Origin of the sequence: Bradyrhizobium sp. CSA207 (genome assembly GCF_029051685.1) — a bacterium.
Taxonomy (GTDB): Bacteria; Pseudomonadota; Alphaproteobacteria; order Rhizobiales; family Xanthobacteraceae; genus Bradyrhizobium.
In genome coordinates this window covers 14,608-37,150 of the sequence record NZ_JAACFT010000037.1, presented here as the reverse complement: position 1 = coordinate 37,150, position 22,543 = coordinate 14,608, and the positions used below count along the sequence as shown (strand labels likewise).

The following is a 22,543-nucleotide window of genomic DNA, read 5'->3' as shown; positions in this document are numbered from 1 at the left end:
GTGGCGATCGCGACAATGGTGCGGTACGGCGATGCTAGTACCAAGTGTCTCCGCACACATTGACCCATTGCCATCCATAGGGCGTCCAGCTCCTGCGCCAGCAGCCGTCATAGTAGCCGGCGTAGACAAACGGCGCGCCGAAGACGGCGAAACGACGGAAATGGCGGTGATGGAAGAAGGCATGACGGCCGATGAAAGGCCTGCCGTGCAAGCCGGCGCCGGCGAAGCGCGGCCCGATCGCGGCATGCGCGAAACGTGGCCCGCCAAAGGCCGGTCCGCCGACATGGGCAAAACGGGCGCCGCCGAAGGCCGGTCCGCCAAAGCGGGCGCCGGCGAAATGGGCGCCGCCCATGCCACCGACATGCATGCCGCCTCCGCGCATTCCTCCGCCGAAGCCGCCCGCGTGCATGCCGCCACCGAAGTGCCCGCCGCCGCCAAAGCCGCCGCCTCCACCTCGAGCGAGAACCGGCGAAGCGACCGCCAGCGTCGCGGCGATCGTCACCGCGGTGAGGCCTTTGAGAAACCTGCTGTTCATCGAAGCATCCTCCGTGCTGCGCAGCGACAGTTCTGCCGCGCGAGAAGGATCAGATGAGAAGAATGGACGGCCGCCTTCAACTTACAAATGCGCCAGATTCTGACGCAGAAGTCAGGGACGCGGACCCGCCCTCTCCTCGTCATTGCGAGGAGCCCTTGCGACGAAGCAATCCAGACTGTCCCGGCGAAGGCAGTCTGGATTGCTTCGCTGCACTCGCAATGACGACGTGGATAGAGCTCTCCGTACGTTGAGCAGCTCAACTCGCGGGGGCTCCCCCCTCACCCGGAATTTGCGCTGCGCGCGAATTCCGACCTCTCCCCGCGGAAGAGCGGGGAGATGTTAGGACATCACGCCCGCTTGCCGCCGTTCTTCTCGGCTGCGCGGCGCAGGGCTTCGGCGAGAGCGCCGCCGCCGGAGGACTCCTGCTTGCGCGGCGCCGACGATGTCATGCGGGCGGTGTTGCGCGAATTGTCGCGCTGCATGCCGGGCGCATCCTTCTTCTCGCCGACCTCGTCGTCGAGCCGCAGCGTCAGCGAGATGCGCTTGCGTGCGACCTCGAAGTCCAGCACCTTTACCTTGACGATGTCGCCGGGCTTCACCACCTCGCGGGGATCCTTGATGAAGGTCTTCGACATCGCCGAGATGTGGACGAGCCCGTCCTGGTGCACGCCGATGTCGACAAAGGCGCCGAAGGCGGCGACGTTGCTCACCGTGCCCTCCAGGATCATGCCCTTCTTGAGATGCTTGATCTCCTCGACGCCTTCCTTGAACACCGCGGCCTTGAACGCCGGGCGCGGGTCGCGGCCGGGCTTTTCCAGTTCGCGCAGGATGTCGGTGATGGTCGGCAGACCGAATGTTTCGTCGACATAGTCTTTCGGCTTCAGCATGCGCACGATATCGCTGTTGCCGATCAGTGCCTTGATATCGCTCTTGGTGGCGCTGAGAATCCGCCGCACCACCGGATAGGTTTCCGGATGCACGCCGGAGGCATCGAGCGGGTCCTCGCCGCCGAGAATGCGCAAGAAGCCCGCGCACTGCTCGAACGCCTTCGGCCCGAGCCGCGGCACGTCTTTCAGTGCCTTTCGCGACTTGAACGGGCCGTTGGCGTCGCGATGCTGCACGATGCTCTGTGCGAGGCCGGAGCCTACACCTGACACCCGCGCGAGCAGCGGCGCGGAGGCAGTGTTGACGTCGACGCCAACGGCGTTCACGCAGTCTTCGACCACGGCATCGAGCGAGCGAGCGAGCTTGGCCTCGCCGAGATCGTGCTGATACTGGCCGACGCCGATCGCCTTGGGCTCGATCTTGACGAGCTCGGCGAGCGGGTCCTGGAGGCGCCGGGCAATCGAGACCGCGCCGCGCAAGGTGACGTCCAGGCTCGGCAATTCCTGCGAAGCAAAGGCGGAGGCCGAATAGACCGACGCGCCAGCCTCCGACACCACGATCTTGGTCATCTTCAAGTCGGGCAGGCCCTTGACGAGGTCGGCTGCGAGCTTGTCGGTCTCGCGCGATGCAGTGCCGTTGCCGATCGCGATCAGCTCGACGCGATGCTTCAGCGCCAGCTTGCCGAGGATCGCGAGCGCCTCGTTCCACTGCCGCTGCGGCTCGTGCGGATAGATCACGGCAGTGTCGACCACCTTGCCTGTTGCGTCGATCACGGCGACCTTGACGCCGGTGCGGAAGCCGGGATCGAGCCCCATGGTGACGCGGGTGCCGGCGGGCGCGGCAAGCAAGAGGTCGCGCAGGTTCGAGGCGAACACGCGCACGGCCTCTGTCTCGGCCGCATTCCACAGCCGCATGCGCAGATCGATGTTGAGATGCACCTGGATCTTGGTGCGCCAGGCCCAGCGCACGGTGTCGATCATCCAGCGGTCGCCGGGCCGCTTGAGATCGGCGATACCGAACCGCTTCATGATCTTCAACTCATAGGCGCCCGGCACGCCCGCGGGCGGCGCCTCAGCCTCGGCCTGGATCTGGAGGTCGAGGATTTCTTCTTTTTCTCCACGGAACATCGCGAGGATGCGGTGCGAGGGCAGCTTGGTCAGTGGCTCGGAGAAATCAAAATAGTCGGCGAACTTCTCGCCTTCCGTCTTCTTGCCGTCGCGCACCTTGGATGCCATGCGCGCATTGGTCCACATCTCCTCGCGCAAAGCGCCAATCAGGTCGGCATCCTCATCAAAACGCTCGACCAGGATGGCGCGGGCACCGTCCAGTGCGGCGGCAGCATCCGCGACGCCCTTCTCGGCGTTGACGAAGGCTTCGGCCACGAGTTTCGGATCGCTGGCAGGCTCCGCCATCAGCTTATTGGCGAGCGGCTCGAGGCCGGCTTCCCTGGCGATCTCCGCCTTGGTGCGGCGCTTCGGCTTGAACGGCAGATAGATGTCTTCGAGCCGCGCCTTGCTGTCGGCGGCGAGAATGGTCGCTTCCAAGGCCGCGTCGAGCTTGCCCTGCTCGCGTACCGATTCGAGGATGGCCTTGCGGCGGTCTTCGAGCTCGCGCAGGTAAGCTAGGCGCTCCTCCAGGTTGCGCAATTGCGTGTCGTCGAGCGCACCGGTCGCTTCCTTGCGGTAGCGGGCGATGAAGGGAACCGTGGCGCCACCGTCGAGCAACGTCACCGCCGCCTCGACCTGCTCCGGGCGAACCCCAAGCTCCTGCGCAATTTTCTGGTTGATATTCGCCACGCGAGAACCCCTCTATCCAAGCACGCAACGCGGAAACCGAAACCGGGCCGCGGGACGCCGCTTATGGACCAACCAAGGTTGATTCATCAAGGTGCGGCGCGCAACCGTCGACAGAGGTTTTTTTGCTGGTGCGATGCGATCTCGCCACAATCGTGCGGGTGGCAGGCTCTCTCCTTCGCGCCAGACCAAAATAGCCGGATGACGGTGAACTATCGAGAATAGCGCGACGTTACTTGCTTCTGTCAGCGACACAAAGGCCACAACAGCATCTTGACAGCCGCTCCGGTTCAGCGGCTGGTTTGTCCGCCGGGCCCCTGAACTCCACACGAGGACTATAATGCGGACGACATCGGTCAGCGTCATCAGGATCGCCACCAAAGGCCCCGGCGACGTGTCCGGCCTCATGAGCATGATCGGCTCCGGCGCGATCGATCCGGCATCGATCCTGGCGATCCTCGGCAAGACCGAGGGCAATGGCGGCGTCAATGATTTCACCCGGGAATACGCGGTTGCTGCGCTGTGCACCGCGCTGGCGCCCCATCTAGGCCTTGCTCCGCACGAGGTCGAGCAGCGCATCGCCTTCGTGATGTCCGGCGGCACCGAGGGCGTGCTCAGCCCGCACATCACCGTATTCACGCGCCAGGAGATCGAGCACCGGCCGGCAGGCATCTCCGGCAAACGCCTGAGCATCGGTATGGCACACACGAGGGATTTCCTCCCCGAAGAGCTCGGACGCTCCGCGCAGATCGCGGAAACGGCCAAGGCCGTGAAAGCCGCGATGGACGATGCTGGGATCACTGATCCCGCCGACGTCCATTTCGTGCAGATCAAGTGCCCGCTGCTGACCAGCGACCGTGTCGAGGCCGCAAGCGCGCGCGGCAACCAAACGGCGACGACCAGCGCCTACGGCTCGATGGCGTATTCGCGCGGCGCCTCCGCGCTCGGGGTTGCGGTCGCGCTTGGCGAGATCGCATCCGATATCGGCGACGGGGACGTGCTGCGGCGCTACAATTGGTTCTCGAAGGTTGCCTCCACCTCGGCCGGCATCGAGCTGATGCACAACGTCGTCATCGTGCTCGGCAATTCGGCGTCATCGGTGAGCCAGTTCGAGATCGGGCACGCCGTGATGAGCGACGCCATCGACTCCGCCGCGGTGATCGCAGCGCTGAACAGCGTCGGACTCGGGATCGCGCCGCAGGCAACCGCAGGGCGCGAGTTCGTCAATATCTTCGCCAAGACGGAGGCCTCGCCGAACGGCAGCGTGCGCGGCTTGCGCCACACCATGCTGGAAGACACCGACATCAGCTCGACACGCCACGCCCGCGCCGCGGTCGGCGGCCTGATCGCCGGCCTCGCAGGCACCAGTGCGGTCTACGTCTCCGGTGGCGCCGAGCACCAGGGGCCGGCCGGCGGCGGGCCGGTTGCAGTGATCGCAAAACTCTCGAATTGATGCGTGCGCATGCAACGCCGGCTCGCCAACGACCCCTCCATCCGGCGCAACCCTGCCCTTCGCGCCGGCTCAGTTGATTAAACTGTTCCTGTGCGAAACTAAGATGGCGCCGCACGAAGAGGTTTGGACCGCATGACTTTGCCGATGAGCTGGAACGAATGGGCGCAGCACGATGGCGTGGGGCTGGCGGCGCGCGTCCGCAAGGGCGAGCTCACGGCGAAGGACTTGGCGCGCCAGGCCGCCGCCGGCGTCGCCAAGGTCAATCCGGCGCTTTCGGGCGTGGTCGAGCTGTTCGAGGACGTGATCGCCGACCCGGCCAAGGACGGCGCCAATCTCGCCGGTGCGTTCGCCGGCCTGCCGTTCCTGATGAAGGATTTGGGGCCGACCATGAAGGGCCGGCTTCAGGAGATGGGCTCGCTCCTGATGCGCGGCAATCGCGCCGCCGCCGACACGTTCCTCACCGGAAAATTCCGTCAGGCCGGGCTGAACCTGATCGGGCGAACCACGACGCCGGAATTCGGCGTGTGCAGTTCGGCGGACAATCCCGCCGTTTATGTCACGCGCAATCCCTGGGACACCGACTACACCACCTGCGGCTCGTCGGCGGGTAGTGCGGCGATGGTCGCGGCCGGCGTGGTGCCGATCGCGCATGCAACCGACGGCGGCGGCTCGATCCGCATTCCCGCCGGCGTCAACGGCAATATCGGGCTGAAGGTCTCGCGCGGCGTGTTCTCGCTCGCCCCGCACATGTCGGACCTCACCGGCCTCGTCTCGATCCAGGGTTGCCAGTCGCGCTCCGTGCGCGACACCGCTGTCTTCGTCGACCACGCCCGCGGACCCGCGCCCGGCGAGTTCATGCCGTTCTGGACCACGGCGCAGCCTTACAGCGAGATGATCAAGCGCGATCCGGGCAAGTTGCGAATTGCGCTGTCGCACAATTGGGGCGACTACACCGCGACGCCGCACATCGCCGCCGAGTTGGCGAAGACCGGCCGCTTCCTCGAAGGCCTTGGTCATCACGTCGACTATGCCTTGCCCGAGCTCGACTTTCGCGCCGCATTCGAGGCGCAGACCGCCTGCTACATCAGCAATTTTGCCGTGGTGATTTCCAACATGCTCGCCGCGCGCGGGTTGGAACGGCCGCCGGAAGATCTCATCGAACCCATGAACATCCGCATCTGGGAAGCAGGCCGGCACACCAGCTTCGCCGAGCGCGCGAAGATGCAAGGCGTGTTCAACACGATTTCGCGCGGCTTCGGTGCCTTCTTCGAGCAGTGGGACGTGATCCTGACGCCGATCACCGCGCTGCCGACGCCGAAGGTTGGCACGAAAGAGTATCTCACCATCTCCGACAATCCCGACGTGCTCGACTGGTTCGGCAAACTCTGGCGCAATTTTGCGTTTACGCCGCTCGCCAATCTCTGCGGCATGCCCGCGATCTCGATGCCGATGGCGACCCACGAGCACGGCCTGCCGCTCGGCATCCAGGCCATTGCCAAGCAGGCCAATGACGGCCTGCTGCTGCAACTTGCTGCGCAGATCGAGCGCGCGCTCGACGGCAAGTGGAACGACGGCAAGAAGCCGAAGGTGCATGTGGCGAACGGGTGAGATGGAAACAAGCCGCTCTATCGGAGGACACGACATGGACCCGTTGCAGATCCTTGAAGGCCTCAACAAGAAGGCGGGTTTTCCGACCGAAGCGATTCAGGCGGCGCGGGCTGACAAGGACTCGGTCATTCCCGTCTTCTTGCGTGCCTTCGAAGAAATCGAATCGCCTGATCGAACGAATTACAAAGAAGCGCTGTTCTTCGCGTTCCACCTCCTTGGCGAATGGCGCGTGAAGCCTGCCTACCCGGTGCTTGCAAGATTTTTGCGCAAGCCCCCCGACGTCGTGGATGCGGTCTTGGGCGGTGCAATCACCGAGACGACTCACCGCGTGATGGCCTCCGTGTTCGATGGCAACCTGCAGCCATTGTGCGACATCATCTATGATGAAGATGCCGAAGAATTCGTGCGTTCACGCATGATCGAGGCGATCGCGCTATTGACCTTGCGCGGAGACGTTTCGCGCGCATGGTCCGAACAATTCTTGCGCGAGTGCTATGACCGGCTTCGGCCGCAAGATTATTGTTATGTCTGGTCCGGTTGGCAGCAATCGATTGCCTGGCTTGGACTCTCCAGTCTGAAGCCGTTGGTTGAACGCGCCTTTGCACAAGGATTCATCGAGAAAGGGTGGCTTTCATACGCGGATTTCGAAGGAGATCTGCAATACACGCTCGACAATCCCGATGCTCCGCCGTTCCGCGCCGAAAATGACTTGACCTTATTCGACGACACGATTCTGGAACTGTCGACATGGGCCGCCTTCAATCCGGAGCCTCGCGCAAAGAAACCAGCACCGGTGTCATTCTATGATCCCGAACGCAACCCGTTCCGACACGTCGGCCGCAACGACCCCTGCCCATGCGGCAGCGGAAAGAAGTTCAAGAAGTGCTGCCTGAACGCAAATCTCGCAGGCTGATTCGCTGCCAGCCTCAATTCTTCACAGCCGGAATCTCCTCCGTCGGCTGCTGCCGCCCCTGCTGATACATCGCGAGCGCCTTGTCGAGCGCCTCGCGCAGCGCCAGCGCCGCGGCGACGCTACAGCGCAGATGCGCGGTCTGGACCACGTCGACCCTGACGGCGGCGCCGACCGGCATCAAGAGGTTCGCGGCGAGCTCGATCTGGATCGCACCGTTGTGGTGGCCGAAGCAGGAGGCGCCGTCGAAATAGACGATGGGCGCCCGCTCCGCGCTGGAGCTCGAAATGGTGACGGGACCCTGGCTGGTGGCGGGCGTGTCGGGATCGGCCATGGGCACTCCTTACGGGTAGTGGACGAACAGGACGCCCACCATCGTTGCTTCGCCCGGCTCTGTCGAGGCCAAACCGCCCCCCGGCAGACCAGCCTTAGACGGCGCACGCGGGGTTTTGCGCGGCGCGCGGCACTGGTCTAGAACGTCACGATGTCCACCTCTCCGACCACGCTCCCGTTCGAGGAACTCGCCGAGGCCATCCAGGGCCGCCGCTCCGACTACGGCCATATCAGCGGGCTCCAGCTCGACCGGTTCGGGCCGGGCGAGGCTTGGTCGAGCCTGCCCTTCCGGCCCGTGTTCGTCGGCGACACCGAGACCGGTGTGCTGCACGGCGGCGTCGTCACGGCGATGCTGGACGAGAGCTGCGGCATGGCGGTGCAGCTCGCGCTCGACGGCACAAGCGCGATCGCGACGCTGGATCTGCGCATCGACTACCAGAAACCGGCGACCCCTGGCCTCGACATCAAGGCGCATTCGGTCTGCTACCGTACCACCCGCTCGATCGCGTTCGTGCGCTCCACCGCCTATCAGGAATCCGAGGGCGATCCGGTCGCGACCGCGACCGCCTGCTTCATGATCGGCGCCAATCGCACCAACATGCTGGCGGACCGCAGGATGGATTTGCGCAGCATCCCGACGCTGGAGGCGCCGGAGGACCCGGACGGCGCGTTCGCGAGCAGCCCGTTCGCGCGCTGGCTCGGCATTCGCATCAACGACGACGGCACGCTGACGATGCCGTTCTCGCCAAAGATCATCGGCAATCCGATCCTGCCTGCCATCCATGGCGGCATGACCGGGGCCTTCCTCGAGACCACGGCGATCGTCGGCGTGACGCGCGAGCTCGGGATCGCCGCACTACCCAAACCGATCGGACTCACTGTCAACTATTTGCGTTCCGGCCGCGCGCTGGACAGCTTTGCCAATGTCTCGATCGTCAAGCAGGGCCGGCGCATCGTCGCCTTCGAGGCGCGGGCCTGGCAGGACGATGCGAATAGGCCGATCGCCTCCGCCTTCGGTCATTTCATGCTGCGCCCGACGCCCGGAAGCGACGAGGAATAGGCGTATTTTACTTGACGGACGGGGTTTGCGGCCACAACGATAGTGCGTTTCCTGCGAGAGGAATTGGGTTGCGGCATCCGCTCGACATCGTCGCCATGTTCGCCGCAATCTGGCTGTTGGCAGCGATGATGCTCGACGCGCTGACGCCGAAGGAGCTGACGACGGTCATGATCGGCATCGCGATCGGGCCAGCCATCGTCATCACCGCGGTGTTCTATTATCTGCGCTGCCCGCGCTTGGATTTCGCGGTGATGTTCGCCGCACTCTGGCTGATCTCCGACATCGCCATCGCTTTCATCTCGCCGAAGCAACTGCCGCATTTCCTGATCGCGCTGGGCTTCGTCCCGGCGCTTCTGATCGGCATCGTGCTGCACTGGCAGCGCTTCCAGCGCCGCGACGAGCAGCTGCCTGCGCCGTCGGTGAAGCGGGGTTAACCTCTGCAAGAGGCTCGGGGTCCACCTCTCCCCGATGGGGAGAGCGGCGGGCGGTTGGTCAGAACCGCCCGTTCGCACATTCTGGCAAATTTTTCGGACGCAAGGTCAGATTGCGAAGCAATCCGGGTAAGGGGCCGCAGCGGTCAGTGAGACTGTAACCCCTCACCCGGATCGCATTTTATGCGATCCGACCTCTCCCTTCGGGAGGGGTGAACCGAATTACCTCAGCCGAAATCAACGCGGCAGCAGATTGGTCTTCGCGAGATCGAGCACCTCGTCGCCTCGGCCGTTCATCACGGCGCGCAGGACCCAAAGGCTGAAACCCTTGATCTGCTCGGGCGTAATCGTCGGCGGCATCGACAGCTCCTGCTTGGCAGTGACGACGTCGAGCAGTGCCGGCCCGTTGTGGGCCAGCATCTCCTGCATCGCGCCGGGGAGCTCGCCGGGATCCTCGACGCGCCTGGCGAAGATGCCCATCGCGCGCGCCATCGCCGCGAAATCCGGGTTCTGAAGATCGACATTGGTGTCGACGAAGCCGGCCGCCTTCATCTCGAGCGCGACGAAGCCGAGCACGCCGTTGTTGAAGACGACGATCTTCACCGGCAGCTTCATTTGCGTCAGCGTGATCAGATCGCCCATCAGCATGGTGAAGCCGCCGTCGCCCGAGAGCGAGATCACCTGGCGGCCGGGCCGCGAGGCCTGCGCGCCGATCGCCTGCGGCATGGCGTTGGCCATCGAACCGTGCACGAAGGAGCCGATCAGCCGGCGGCGGCCGTTCATGTCGAGATAGCGCGCGGCCCATACCGTCGGCGTGCCGACATCGGCGGTGAACACGGCATCCTCGCTCGCATGATCGCTGATGACCTTCGCCAGATATTGCGGATGGATCGGCTTAGCTCCCGGCGTACCCTTGGCGAGCGAGTCGAGGCCCTCGCGCGCCTTTTGGTAGTGCGCGATCGCGTCGTCGAGGTGCTTGCGCTGCGTCTTGGTCTTGAGGAGCGGCAGCAGCGCCTCGATGGTCAGCTTGACGTCGCCAACGACGCCGAGATCGATCTTGCAGCGCCGGCCTAGATTTTCCGGACGGATATCGATCTGCACGACCTGGCAGTCGGTCGGAAAAAACTGCTTGTAGGGGAAATCGGTGCCGAGCATCACCAGGGCGTCGCAGGCGTGCATGGCGGCATAGCCCGAGGAGAAGCCGATGAAGCCGGTCATGCCGACATCATAGGGATTCTCGTATTCCACATGCTCCTTGCCGCCGAGCGCATGCACGATCGGGCTCTTCAAGGTTTCCGCAAGCTGCATCAGCGGTGCATGCGCCCCGGCACAGCCACGGCCGCAGAACAGGGTGATGCGCCCGGCGCCGTTCAACAGGTCTGCGAGCGCCATCAGCTCGTCCTCCGCCGGCACGACTTTCGGCGGCGACAATGCGAGCCCCCGCGTCGTCGACAGCGCGCGCTTCGGCGGCGCGCGGAAAGCGACATCGCCGGGCATCGCGACGACGGCAACGCCGCGCAAGCCGACAGCGGCGCGGATCGCGTTTTCGAGTACGTAAGGAAGCTGGCTCGGGTCCGAGACCAGCTCACAATAATGGCTGCATTCCCGGAATAGGTTTTGCGGATGGGTTTCCTGGAAATAGCCGCTGCCGATCTCGGCGGTAGGAATCTGGGCGGCGATCGCCAGCACGGGAACCCGGCTGCGATGCGCGTCGAACAGGCCGTTGATGAGATGCAGATTGCCCGGGCCGCAGGAGCCGGCGCAGACCGCAAGGCTGCCCGTCATCTCCGCCTCGCCGGCCGCGGCGAAGGCTGCGACCTCCTCGTGGCGAACATGCACCCATTCAATCGTGCCACGGCGCCGCAGCGCTTCGGTCAGGGCATTCAGGCTGTCGCCGACAATGCCGTAGATCCGCTTGACGCCGGCCTGTTCGAGCGTCGCTACGAACAGATCGGCCACGTTGTTGATCGCCATGTCGGTCTCCTGCTGTCCCCGGCCAGATTGTACGATGCTGAAACATCAACATCGCGACAATATGAGGGACAACAGACCGGGCATGATCACGGCTTGTTTATTGCTGAATCAGTCTTTCGCAATCGCCCGATCGTAGGCCACGATCGTCGCCTTGGCGCGGGCCGCGACATCGGCGGCTGTCATGCCGGGCTTGTAGAGGCTGCTGCCAAGCCCGAACGTTGTCACGCCGCCTTTGATGTACTCCGCAAAATTTTGGTCGGAGACGCCACCGACGGCGGCGATCATCACGCCGGCCGGAAGCACGGCGCGGATCGCGGCGATGCCGGATGCGCCGAGCACGCTCGCGGGAAAGAATTTCAGGCTCGACGCGCCCGACCGCGCGGCGAGCAGGGCCTCGGTCGGCGAGAACACGCCGGGCATCGTCACCATGCCGTGTTGATGCGCGCGCGCCAGCACCTCGGTGTCGACATTCGGCGAGACCATGAGCTTACCGCCGACATCGTGAAGGCGATCGACGTCCTGCGCCGTCAGCACCGTGCCGGCACCGATCAGGACGCCGGCCGGCGCCTGCTTCGCGGCAATAGCGATGGAATGAAATGGATCCGGCGAGTTCAGGGGAATCTCGATCGCGGTCATGCCGGCCTCGATCAGCACGCCGACGATGGCCTCGGTTTCCTCGGGCTTGACGCCGCGCAGGATCGCGACCAGCGGTCGCTTCATCGGCGGAAAGGGAACGCTCATGTCAAAATTCCTTCTATCTTGTCCAGATCGCGGCAGCCGCCATCGACAGACCGCGGCGGACGGCTTCATCGGCCTCGAGCAGTGCGGCGCTCACCGACAGTGCGTCAAAGGCCAGCCGATACAGCATCGCCAGCCGTCCCGATGCGACCAGTGCGATGCCCGCTTTCGGCACAGTGCGGGAGAGGCCTGCCGCCAGTTCGATGCCGATCAGCGTGCCCGAAACCGTCTCGCGCGCCGCGGCCGGCGTGCCGCCGAACAGGAGCTGCCGCGACCGCGCGCGAAACAGCAGGTTGGCCGCGTAGGCCGGCGCTTCGAACGCGGCGATCACGGCCGCCTTGAAGCTCGCGACGTCCTCGGCGTCGTCGGCACCGACCACCGCAAGCGACAAGATCGTCTCGCGCGACACCACGCTGAAGAGCTCGCCGGTCATGAAGGTCGAAAATTGCTCGACGGTGCCATTGTTCACACGCACCCATTTCGAATGCGTGCCGGGCATGCAGACCAGCGCCTCGCCTCGGGCATCGAGGCCGAGCGCGCCGAGCAATTGGGTCTCCTCGCCGCGCATCACATCCGGCGTATTGGGATCCCGCTGCGCGATGCCCGGCAGAATGCGGATGTCGCGAACCTGGCCAGGCACGCGCGCGGCCTGCTGCAAGATGGCAGAGAGCGGCGCCGGCGTGTCGACATAGCCGGCCTCGACCCAGCCGGTGCGGGCGCCGGCCATGCCGCAAACCAGAACGGGCAGATGATCCGGCGCCTCGACCGCAGCGAGATGCGATTGCAGCACCGCGGCGAAGCCCGCCTTGGCCGCCGCCAGCATGCCCTCGCCGCTGCGGCGTTCGGCCAGCACGTCGCCGGCGCGATCGATCAGCCACAGCCGAAAACTGCTGGTGCCCCAGTCCACCGCGACATAGGCGGGTTCAGTCATATCGCTTCTGGTCTCACTGCCAGGACGCCGTCTCGCGACAATGAGACGACCGCCCGCAAATCTGCCTCGAGATATCGGCTATTGCCGGCTCAAACCAGCCTTTTCTCGCATCTTCGCGGCATCCGCGCGCTGGCACACCGCTTGCTCAAGTCTCCTCGCTCACGTCCGTGAACCGCGCAGCAAGACGCGATAACATCAGATGAGGAAACCCATGGAGATCGGCTATTTCACGATGCCTTCGCACCCGCCGGAGTGCGGCCTGAAGGAAGGGAACGACTGGGACCTGCAAGTCATGCGCTGGCTCGACGAACTCGGCTATCAGGAGGCCTGGGTCGGCGAGCACCACACCGCGCCCTGGGAACCCAATCCCACGCCGGACCTGCTGATCGCCCAGGCGCTGATGCAGACCAAGAAGCTGCGGATCGGGCCGGGCGGCTTCCTGCTGCCCTATCACCATCCGGCCGAACTCGCCAACCGTGTCGCCATGCTCGACCATCTGTCCGAGGGGCGGCTCAATTTCGGCGTCGCGGCGTCGGGCCTGCCAAGCGACTGGGCGATGTTCAACGTCGACGGCATGAGCGGGCAGAACCGCGACATGACGCGCGAGGCGCTGGAGATCATCCTGAAGCTTTGGTCCGATCCTGCGCCGTTCACCTACAAGGGCAAATACTGGACGGTGACCAAGCCGGACACGATGTTCGATTTCCTCAAGCCCCACATCAAGCCGTTGCAGGCGCCGCATCCGCCGATCGGGGTTGCCGGGCTGTCGAAGAACTCGGACACGCTGAAGCTTGCCGGCGAGCGCGGCTTCATCCCGATGAGCCTCAACCTCAACCCGGCCTATGTCGGCAGCCATTGGGACTCGGTCGAGATCGGCGCCGCGAAGACCGGACGCAAGCCGAACCGCCAGGACTGGCGGCTGGTGCGCGAGGTGTTCGTTGCCGACACCGACGAGGAGGCCTGGAAGCTCTCCACCGGCGATATGATGGGCCGGATGATGCACGAATACTTCCTGCCGCTGCTCGGCCATTTCGGCTTCAAGGATTATCTCAAGCACGCGCCCGACGTGTCCGACAGCGACGTCACCGTCGAATATTGCGCCAAGCGGAACTGGATCGTCGGCTCGCCCGCAACCGTCGCCGAGAAGATCGAGAAGATCTACGACGAGGTCGGCGGCTTCGGCGTGCTCCTGGTGTTCGGCTTCGACTACAAGCACAAGGCGGAAGCCTGGCACCACTCGCTCTCGCTGCTCAAGAACGAGGTGATGCCGCGGCTGGTGCATCTCGGCTCCGCGAAGAAGGCGGCTTGACCGCAAGCGGGTGCGGCGCGACCGTGCCGCACTCGCTTCATTCTCGGAGGCTCACGCGTGAGCATCGATGCTAAGGATTTCAAGCAGGCGATGCGCCAATGCGCCGGCGCCGTCGCGCTGGTAACGGTGGGGGCCGAGCACGGCACCCGCACGGGACTGACGGTGACGTCGGCCTGCTCACTGTCGGACAGTCCGCCCTCGCTGATCGTTTGCGTCAACCGCAACGCAAGTGCGCACGCGCGCATCCGCGAGGAAGGCGCCTTTGCAATCAACTTCCTGCACGAGGATCACGCGCTGCTGGCGCTGACCTTCAGCGGGCAAAAGGGCGTCAACGGCGACGACCGTTTTGCCTTCGGCCAGTGGACGCGCGGTGCAACCGGCGCGCCGGTGCTGACGGATGCAGTCGCGGCGTTCGACTGCATACTGGCACAGGAATTCGAGACCAGGACGCATTCGATCTTCGTCGGCGAGGTCCGCGGCGTGTCGCATTCGGACGGAGCCGCGCCGCTCGTCTATCTCCGCAGCAGTTTCCACACCCCGCGCGAGGTGCGCGGCACCGTAACCGTCGGCGATCTCGACTCGCGGCATCTGAGCTGGAGCGACTTTTCGTGAGGAGGCAGATGACTCTTTCCTTCTCCCCCTGTGGGAGAAGGTGGCGCGAAGCGCCGGATGAGGGGTTGCATCTGCGAATTCAGTCGCAAGAAAGTCACGCGCGGAGATGACCCTCACCCGTCTCGCCGCTACGCGGCGAGCCACCCTCTCCCACAAGGGGAGAGGGGAAGAAAGAGCTACTGCGTCGTTACAATCTTCAACTGCTTGATTTTTCGGTACAGCGTGGCGCGGCTGAGTTTAAGCGCGCGGGCCGCCTCGGTCACGCGGCCATCATGCTTGCGTAGCGCCTCGACAATCGTCGCGCGTTCCGCTGCCGCTAGGTCCGGCGCCGCCGCTCGCCCACCGAACGGCGGCAAATCGAGATCGGCATCCGTGATGACGCCATCCTCCGCCGTGCAGCCGGCGAGCCGCAGCAAGTGGCGGAGCTGGCGCATGTTGCCGGGATACGGATAGGCCGAGAGCAGCGACCAGGCTTCCTGCGAGAGGCGGCAGCCGGGCGCCTCCTCGCTCGCGATCTGGCGGATTACATCGTCCCGGTCCGCGCGTTCGCGCAGTGCCGGCAATCGCACTTCCAGGCCGCGCAGGCGGAAATAGAGGTCGGCGCGGAAGGCGCCCTCCTCCGCCATGCGGCCGAGATCGCGATGGGTGGCGCTGATCAGGCGGATGTCGACCGGCATCGGCTTGAGCGCGCCGAGCGGCCAGACCTCGCGGTTCTCGAGCACGCGAAGCAGACGCGTCTGGAGCGCGATCGGCATGTCGCCGATCTCGTCCAGGAATAGCGTGCCGCCGTCGGCCTGCACGATCAGGCCTTTCGAGCCGTCGCGCCGCGCGCCGGTGAAGGCGCCGGCCTCGTAGCCGAACAGTTCGGCATCGATCAGGCTTTCCGGCATCGCCGCGCAGTTCAGCGCGACGTAGTTGTTGCGCGCACGGTTGCTGGCCGCGTGAATGGCGCGCGCAAAGACATCCTTGCCGACCCCGGTCTCGCCATGCAGCAGCACCGGCAGATTGTGATCGCCGATGCTTCTGAGCCGTTTCACGCTTCTGATCAGGCCGGGATCGCGGCCGGCGAGCCGGTGCAGGGCGTCGAAGCGGTCGACCGGGGTCTCGCGCCGCGAAGCAATCGGACGCGCGGATGACCGTGCACGCAACGGCGGCACAATCTGGCCTTGGCCCAACGAGCTGCCATCGGCGCGGCGCAGCTCGACCGGATCGTCGGTGCCACGTGCGGCCTGATGATCGAACCTGATGTAGCGCGACAGATCGATGCCGGATGCGATCATGCCGTCGGTCAGCCCCAGCAGCGCACGCGCCGAGCGGCAGGCGCCGACGATGCGGCGGTCGTCGTCATAGGCGAGCAGCCCGCTGCCGCCGTCCCCCGGCAGGGTCGCGATCCAGGCATTGCGGAAATGGCCGCGGAAGATCGCGGCCTCGATCCGCCGCGTCGCTTCGATGGCCACTGCCAGCGCGAGCTGGTGCGCGGTGCGGCTGAGGTCATCGCGGCAGGACGTGATGTTGACGGCAGCAGAGAGGCGGCCGGCCTCATCGAACAACGGCGTCACCGCGCAGGAGAACATGCTCCATTGCGCGCGGAAGTGTTCGTCGCGATGCACCAGGATCGGCTTCTGCTCGGCCAGCGCCGTGCCGAGCCCGTTGGTGCCTTCAAAGGCCTCGGAAAAATTCGAGCCGGTGTAGACCTTCCAGCGCATGAAGATCTCGGTATCGGCGGCGCCGGGCAGCCGGCTCCAGAGCATCGTGGCGCTGGGGTCGGCGAGATTGACGCAGTAGCCGGCGTCACGCAGCACGCGGGCGAGATCCTCCAGTTCCGGCGTTGCCAGCCGGATCAGTTGCTCCATCGGCTCAGCGACATGCCGGACCTCCGCTTCGGTCAGCGTCTGCGGCGGCCCCTGACGGGCAGGATCCAGCTTGTGGCTGATCAGGCAGCGCCGCCATGAACTGGCGATCCGCGAGGAGGCATCGACGTCGGCCACATGATTGGCGACGGATAAGACCCGGGCGACATGGTTCGAGGCCGAAAGGCTGGCCATCGCGGACGTCTCCACCCTGTACTATTGTGCAAAGTCTGGCACCGCAGGCGGGGATGTCAATTGGGAACCGGGAACGGGCAGAGCGCAATCAAATTGCTGCATCGCGCTCACCACGTATCGATGCAGGGCCGCTTCTTCGCTGTCCTCGGAGGCGCCTTCGGCACCGAGCGCAGGCCCGCCATGATCCAGCGCCGCGTCTCCGCTGGGTCGATGACGTTGTCGATCTCGAACACCGAGGCGATCGAAACCGCCTTGCCGTTGGCGTAGAGCTCGGCGACCTTGTTGCGGTAGTAGGTCTCGCGCTCGGCTGGATCGGCGATCGCCTCCATCTCCTTGCGGAAGCCGAGGCGGACGTAACCTTCAAGACCCATGCCGCCGAACTCGCCGGTCGGCCAGGCCGCGGTGAAGAAGGAGGCATGGAAGCCGCCGCCGATCATCGACTGCGCGCCGAGCCCATAGCCCTTGCGCAGCACGATGCCGAACAGCGGCACGGTGAGGCTCGCGCCGGTGACGAACATGCGGGAGACGTGGCGCACGATCGCGGTCTTTTCCGCCTCCGGGCCGACCATGAAGCCAGGCGTGTCGCAGAGCGAGACGATGGGCAGGTCGAAGGCGTCGCAGAGCTGGAGGAAGCGCGCGGCCTTGTCGCCGGCGTCGGCGTCGATCGCGCCGCCGAGATGGCGGGGATTGTTGGCGATCAGGCCGAACGGCTTACCCTCGATGCGGATCAACGCGGTGATCATTCCGACGCCGTAGTCGCGGCGCAGCTCCAGCACGCTGTCCTTGTCCGCGACGAAATTGATCACGCTGCGGATATCGTAGACGCGCAGACGGTTCTCGGGGATGGCGCGGCGGAGCAGGCGTTGGTCGGCGGCCTCCCACTCCGTCACCGCACCCTGGAAATAGGACAGGTACTTCTGAGCGACTCGCGTCGCCTCCTCCTCGTCCTCGACCAGGATGTCGATGACGCCATTCGGGGACTGGAACGAGACCGGGCCGACCTCGGCCGGGTGATAGACGCCGAGGCCGCCGCCCTCGATCATGGCAGGGCCGCCCATGCCGATCGAGGCGTTCTTGGTGGCAATGATGACGTCGCAGCAGCCAAGCATCGCGGCGTTGCCGGCAAAGCAATAGCCGGAGACGATTCCGATCACCGGCACGAGGCCGGAGAGCCTTGCGAACTGCACGAAGGACGGACCGTCGAGACCGGTCATGCCGAGCCGGTCGGTATCGCCGGGCCGGCCGCCGCCGCCCTCGGCGTAAAACACCAGCGGCACGCGCCAGTCTTCCGCAAGCGCCAGCATGCGATCGATCTTCTTGTGGTTCATGTGGCCCTGCGTGCCCGCCAGCACGGTGTAGTCATAGGCCACGACGATGCAGCGCCCGCCTTCTGCACCGAACTGTTCGGCGTTCACGGTGGCGACGCCCATGATGAGACCATCGGCCGGCGTGTTCTTGATGAGGTCGTCGAGCTTGCGGCGGCGGCGCTGCGCCGCGATCGCGAGGCTGCCATATTCCATGAACGAGTTTTCGTCGACAAGTTGCGCAACGTTCTCGCGCGCGGTGCGCTGGTTGGTGTTGCGGCGGCGCTCGACCGAGGCGGGCCGGTTCGCATCAAGCGTGTTGGCCTGACGTTCGATCAGCTCGGCGAGATCGGGACGGATGTAGTCGAGATCCACGTCGGCTTCCGCCGTCGACGCATCGGCGGCAACGTCCAGCGGTTCGAGATAAAGAATCGGCTCGCCATGCATCAGCGTGACACCGTCGCCGGCGAGAAGCTTCATGACCCGGCCGCCCTGCTCGGCCATGACGAGGTGTTCCATCTTCATGGACTCGATCACGGCAAGCTGCTGGCCCGGACGCACGACCTCGCCTTCCTTCACCTGGATGGTGACGATGGTTCCTTGCAGAGGTGCAGCGACCATTACCGCGCCTTCAGGCACCTGCTGCATGACGTGTGCTTCGGTCCCCGGACCGCCGCTTCGCTCTGTCGCAGCAAAGTAGAGCGGCCTGGCGGCGCCATCGGCCGCCTCCACGAGCCTCGCGATATTGCGATCGATGAAGTCGGTCGCGATGCGGTTGGCCCGGAAATCGGGATGCGCCAGCACCGCCTGGAGGAAATCGATATTTGTGACGACGCCGTCGATCCGGAATTCGCGCAAAGCGCGTGAAGCCTTGGCGACGACATCGTGCCAGGCATCGCCCGGCGTATGCACGATGACCTTGGCGAGCAGCGAGTCGAAGGCAGCGCTGGTCTTGTAGCCGGCATATCCAAAACTATCGACCCGGACGCCGGGTCCCGACGGCGGCTCGAACACGGCGAGCACGCCTCCGGTCGGATGCGTCGCGCCAGTCTCGTCCAGCGTCTCCATGTTGAGGCGAAGCTGCATCGCATAGCCGCGCGGCTTCAGGATTGCGCTTTGCGCCAGACCGAGCGAGGCCAGCGAAGCGCCTGCGGCGACCGCGAGCTGGGCGCGGACGAGGTCGAGGCCAAGCACTTCCTCGGTGACGGTGTGCTCGACTTGGAGCCGCGGATTGGCCTCGATGAAGGCAAAGCTGTCATCCGCGCTGCCATCGACCAGGAATTCGAACGTACCGAGATTGTCGTAGGACGCGGAGGCCGCAAGCTGCTTCGCCGCCTCGATGATGCGGCCGCGCAGGGGCTCACTCAGCGAGGGGCTCGGCGCGACCTCGATCAGTTTCTGGTGCCGGCGCTGGATGGTGCACTCGCGCTCCCAGAGATGGCTGATCGCGCCATGGCGGTCGCCGATGATCTGCACCTCGATGTGGCGCGCCTGCCGGATCAGGCGCTCGGCGTAGACACCGTCGAAGCCGAATGCCGCCTTGGCCTCGGACTGGCAACGCGCATAGGCTTCCGCAAGATCGGGAGCGTTCTCGACGACGCGCATGCCGCGGCCGCCGCCGCCGGCCATTGCTTTGATCACGATCGCCGCATTGCTGCCGAGCGACGTGAAGAACGCTGTGATCTCGTCCAGCCTCGACGGCCCACTGGTGCCGGCGATGATCGGCACGCCGCAACGTTTTGCCAGTTGCCGTGCCGCGACCTTGTCGCCGAACAGTTCAAGGGCAGTCACCCTCGGCCCGACGAAGGTGATGCCCTGGTCCGCGCAAGCTTTGGCGAAGGTAGCGTTCTCGCTGAGGAAGCCGTATCCGGGATGCACGGCATCGCAGACAGACGTCTTCGCCGCTTTCACCACCGCATCAATGTCGAGATAGGCGCGCGCGCCGCGGCCCGGGATTTCGACCGCCTCGTCGGCAACTCGCACGTGCAGCGACAGCGCGTCGTCGGCGGGATGGATCGCAACCGTCGCGATGCCGGCGTCGGCCGCCGCGCGCGCGATGCGGATGGCAATCTCGCCGCGATTGGCGATCAGGAGTTTCTTGAACGACATGCGGGGGCCTCCATGCCCGCAAGCAAGCGGGTCGGCAGTTCTATATCTGCTTCGTCACTTTGGCTGCAGCCGTCAAGGGACAGGAAGCCAGTCGCAATGACCGGTCCCGCGAGCCGGAATATCAGTTGGCTGTACGCGCTGTGATGAGGCGAATAATCCGCGCCACGGCAGACGGGATCGGCGCGATAACCGGCACGGCGAACATCGGCTGGAGCGCGCGCGCGGCCTCGCCGAGCGGCCCGCCGCCGATGATGACCGCCTCGGCCCCGTCCTGCGCGATGCAGGCCTCGACCGCACCGGCGAGGGCTGCACTGAGTTGCGCCGGGTCGCGCATAAGGTCTTGCGGCTCGCCCTCGGCAAAGCGGGTGCCGGTATAGCGGGACCGCAATCCCAGCACGTCCGGCAAGGCGTCGATCTTCGATTTGAGCAGCGGCGTCGTGGTCGCCACGCCGAAACGGCGGCCATTCTCGGCGGCCGCGAACATCGCGGACTCGCCAATACCGACCGCCGGCAGCTCCATGCCGGCCTTGATCCCGGCAAGGCCGGGATCGCCGAACGCCGCAACGATAATGCCGTCGCAGGAACTCCGATGCGCTCGCGCGATTTCCTCGACCTCGGCTGCGGCCGCGTCCAGCGCGTCCGGTGTCACGATCATCAACGGTGAGCGTGCTGCGGTAGCGCCGACGATGTCGAAAGCGTCAATGGCGGCCGACTTCGCGATGGCGACCATCATCGCGGTGGTCGCCTCAAGGCTGTTCGGATTGATCAGGAGGATGCGCGTGCGCCGACCGGAATTGGGAGCCATCCTACTGCTATACTAGGCCGCCCGCACGCCGGCAACGAAGGTGCTGACTTCGTCCTGAAGCGATTGCAGCTTCTGCGTCAGCCGGCCGCTCGATTGCAATACGAGGCCGGCGGCCTGGCCGGTCTCGGCCGTCGCGTCAGTGACACCGGAGATGTTCCGCGAGACCTGGTCGGTGCCGGAGGCCGCCTCCTGCACGCTGTGGGCGATCGCCTGCGTCGCGGCGCCCTGCTCCTCGACTGCGGCTGCGATCGAGGACGAGATCTCATTGACCTCCATGATGGTGCTGCGGATGCTTTCGATGTTGCCGACGACCTGGTTGGTCTCGGCCTGGATCGCCGAGATCTGCGCGCCGATCTCGTCGGTGGCCTTTGCGGTCTGGCTCGCCAGCGACTTCACCTCGCTTGCGACCACGGCAAAGCCCTTGCCGGCTTCGCCGGCGCGCGCCGCCTCGATGGTGGCGTTGAGCGCGAGCAGGTTGGTCTGGGAGGCGATCTGGTTGATGAGGTCGATCACCTCGCCGATCTTGTGCGCGGCCGCGGCAAGCCCCTGCACGGTGTCGTTGGTGCGCTGTCCGTCGGCAGCGGCCTTGTCGGCCACGCTTGCTGCCTGCGCGACGCGCTGGCTGATCTCGGAGATCGAGGATGACAATTCGCCGGCGGCGGAGGCCACGGTCTGCACGTTGCTCGAGGCCTGCTGACAAGCCGTGGCGACGAAGGAGGCGCGCTCCGTTGCCTTGTTCGCGGTCTCCGACATGCCTCGCGCGGCCTGCTGCATCTCGCGCGCCTCGTTGAAGACGTCACGGACCACGGACTGAACGCTGGCCTCGAACCTGCCGGCGAGATCTGCCATCGTCTTGCGCTTTTCGTCGTCGGCCTTGCGCTTCAGCTCGTCCTGCTCCGCATGCATCTGGCGCACCGCCGACGCATTGTCCTTGAAAACGGAGAGCGCCTTGGCGAGCCCGCCAACCTCGTCACGGCGATGGGTGTAGGGCACATCGAACGCGCTGTCGCCGGCGGCGAGGCGCTCGGTGAGCGCAGTGATCCTGGCGAGCGGCCGGGTGACGCTGCGGCCGATCACGAACGAGCAGCCGAGCACGAGGACAAATACCGCCAGGCACACCAGCGCAAGCGTCATGGCATTCTGACGGAAGGCGGCGTCGACGTCGTCCAGATAGATGCCCGTGCCGATGATCCAGCCCCAGGGCGCAAAGCCCTTCACATAAGAGATCTTGGCCACCGGCTGCTCGAAGCCGGGTTTGGGCCAGAGATAGCTGTAGAAGCCCGCGCCCTGCTTTTTCACGACGTCGACGAAGCCCATGAATAGCGCATTGCCGGAGGGATCCTTCATTCCGGAGAGATCTTTGCCGTCGAGCTCGGGCTTGATCGGATGCATGACCATCTTGGGTATCAGGTCGTTGATCCAGAAATACTCGACCTTGTCGTAACGCAGGCTCTTGATCTCCGCGATCGCCGCGGCCTGCGCCTGCTCGCGCGTCAGCTTTCCCTCGCTTTCGAGCTTCTGGTGATGCGCCAGAATGCCGTAGCCGATATCGACCATATGCTGCGTCTTGGCCTCGCGGTCGGCGACCATCTGGCTTCGCAGGGTCGAGAGCGCAATCGGCGCCAGCGCGATCATGCCGACAAGGCTGATGGCAACGATCAGAACCAGCTTGAAACTGATGCGGGAGAAAATCATCGGTGCTCGCATG

Annotated in this window: 17 protein-coding genes; 7 read left to right on the top strand and 10 right to left on the bottom strand. The window is 65.2% G+C overall.

From position 1 onward, the window contains the following. Positions 1 to 34: 34 nt before the first annotated feature. Together GWG65_RS32515 and GWG65_RS32510 are read right to left on the bottom strand one after the other, a co-directional pair. A complete protein-coding gene (locus GWG65_RS32515; protein WP_275199583.1) occupies positions 35 to 535 on the bottom strand; it encodes a hypothetical protein in 501 nt (166 codons plus the stop codon). Between the two features lie 347 nt (positions 536 to 882). Continuing rightward, positions 883 to 3,216 (bottom strand): Tex family protein, encoded by a 2,334-nt coding sequence (locus tag GWG65_RS32510; RefSeq protein WP_275199582.1) that lies wholly within the window; start codon positions 3,214 to 3,216, stop codon positions 883 to 885. Positions 3,217 to 3,553: 337 nt separating this feature from the next. On the opposite strand from GWG65_RS32510, the gene GWG65_RS32505 reads away from it, so the two are divergent. From GWG65_RS32505 to GWG65_RS32495, 3 genes are all read left to right on the top strand, one after another. After that, positions 3,554 to 4,666: a ring-opening amidohydrolase gene (locus tag GWG65_RS32505; RefSeq protein ID WP_275199581.1), complete on the top strand. Its 1,113-nt coding sequence runs from the start codon at positions 3,554 to 3,556 to the stop codon at positions 4,664 to 4,666. A 132-nt stretch (positions 4,667 to 4,798) separates the two neighbouring features. Beyond that, positions 4,799 to 6,274: an amidase gene (locus tag GWG65_RS32500; RefSeq protein WP_275199580.1), complete on the top strand. Its 1,476-nt coding sequence runs from the start codon at positions 4,799 to 4,801 to the stop codon at positions 6,272 to 6,274. Between the two features lie 34 nt (positions 6,275 to 6,308). Further along, positions 6,309 to 7,187: a DUF1186 domain-containing protein gene (locus tag GWG65_RS32495; RefSeq protein ID WP_275199579.1), complete on the top strand. Its 879-nt coding sequence runs from the start codon at positions 6,309 to 6,311 to the stop codon at positions 7,185 to 7,187. Between the two features lie 13 nt (positions 7,188 to 7,200). Here the strand turns inward: GWG65_RS32495 and GWG65_RS32490 are convergent, their stop codons facing one another. Beyond that, positions 7,201 to 7,518 (bottom strand): hypothetical protein, encoded by a 318-nt coding sequence (locus GWG65_RS32490; protein WP_275199578.1) that lies wholly within the window; start codon positions 7,516 to 7,518, stop codon positions 7,201 to 7,203. Positions 7,519 to 7,668: 150 nt separating this feature from the next. Here GWG65_RS32490 and GWG65_RS32485 point away from each other — a divergent pair, with 150 nt between their 5' ends. Beyond that, positions 7,669 to 8,577, top strand: a complete 909-nt coding sequence (locus GWG65_RS32485; RefSeq protein WP_275199577.1) for a hotdog domain-containing protein — start codon at positions 7,669 to 7,671, stop codon at positions 8,575 to 8,577. A gap of 68 nt (positions 8,578 to 8,645) precedes the next feature. Then, the gene (locus GWG65_RS32480; protein WP_275199576.1) at positions 8,646 to 9,011 is read left to right on the top strand and encodes a hypothetical protein; all 366 of its coding nucleotides are present in this window, start codon (positions 8,646 to 8,648) and stop codon (positions 9,009 to 9,011) included. A gap of 234 nt (positions 9,012 to 9,245) precedes the next feature. Here the strand turns inward: GWG65_RS32480 and poxB are convergent, their stop codons facing one another. From poxB to GWG65_RS32465, 3 genes are all read right to left on the bottom strand, one after another. Next, the gene (gene poxB, locus GWG65_RS32475; protein ID WP_275199575.1) at positions 9,246 to 10,982 is read right to left on the bottom strand and encodes a ubiquinone-dependent pyruvate dehydrogenase; all 1,737 of its coding nucleotides are present in this window, start codon (positions 10,980 to 10,982) and stop codon (positions 9,246 to 9,248) included. A 108-nt stretch (positions 10,983 to 11,090) separates the two neighbouring features. Then, the gene (locus GWG65_RS32470; protein ID WP_275199574.1) at positions 11,091 to 11,723 is read right to left on the bottom strand and encodes a 2-dehydro-3-deoxy-6-phosphogalactonate aldolase; all 633 of its coding nucleotides are present in this window, start codon (positions 11,721 to 11,723) and stop codon (positions 11,091 to 11,093) included. Positions 11,724 to 11,736: 13 nt separating this feature from the next. Continuing rightward, positions 11,737 to 12,651: a 2-dehydro-3-deoxygalactonokinase gene (locus tag GWG65_RS32465; protein WP_275199573.1), complete on the bottom strand. Its 915-nt coding sequence runs from the start codon at positions 12,649 to 12,651 to the stop codon at positions 11,737 to 11,739. Positions 12,652 to 12,862: 211 nt separating this feature from the next. Here GWG65_RS32465 and GWG65_RS32460 point away from each other — a divergent pair, with 211 nt between their 5' ends. Both GWG65_RS32460 and GWG65_RS32455 read left to right on the top strand, forming a co-directional pair. Continuing rightward, entirely contained in the window at positions 12,863 to 13,960 is a 1,098-nt protein-coding gene (locus GWG65_RS32460; RefSeq protein WP_275199622.1) for an LLM class flavin-dependent oxidoreductase, read from the top strand. Between the two features lie 57 nt (positions 13,961 to 14,017). Next, positions 14,018 to 14,572, top strand: coding sequence for a flavin reductase family protein (locus GWG65_RS32455; protein WP_275199572.1), 555 nt, complete (start codon positions 14,018 to 14,020; stop codon positions 14,570 to 14,572). A 176-nt stretch (positions 14,573 to 14,748) separates the two neighbouring features. Here GWG65_RS32455 and GWG65_RS32450 read toward each other — a convergent pair whose 3' ends face one another. The 4 genes from GWG65_RS32450 to GWG65_RS32435 form a co-directional block, all read right to left on the bottom strand. Further along, positions 14,749 to 16,617, bottom strand: coding sequence for a sigma-54-dependent Fis family transcriptional regulator (locus GWG65_RS32450; protein WP_275199571.1), 1,869 nt, complete (start codon positions 16,615 to 16,617; stop codon positions 14,749 to 14,751). Positions 16,618 to 16,724: 107 nt separating this feature from the next. Then, positions 16,725 to 20,030: a carboxyl transferase domain-containing protein gene (locus tag GWG65_RS32445; RefSeq protein ID WP_275199570.1), complete on the bottom strand. Its 3,306-nt coding sequence runs from the start codon at positions 20,028 to 20,030 to the stop codon at positions 16,725 to 16,727. Positions 20,031 to 20,151: 121 nt separating this feature from the next. Further along, positions 20,152 to 20,835: an aspartate/glutamate racemase family protein gene (locus GWG65_RS32440; RefSeq protein ID WP_275199569.1), complete on the bottom strand. Its 684-nt coding sequence runs from the start codon at positions 20,833 to 20,835 to the stop codon at positions 20,152 to 20,154. Positions 20,836 to 20,847: 12 nt separating this feature from the next. Continuing rightward, entirely contained in the window at positions 20,848 to 22,530 is a 1,683-nt protein-coding gene (locus GWG65_RS32435) for a cache domain-containing protein (protein ID WP_275199568.1), read from the bottom strand. Positions 22,531 to 22,543: the final 13 nt, after the last annotated feature.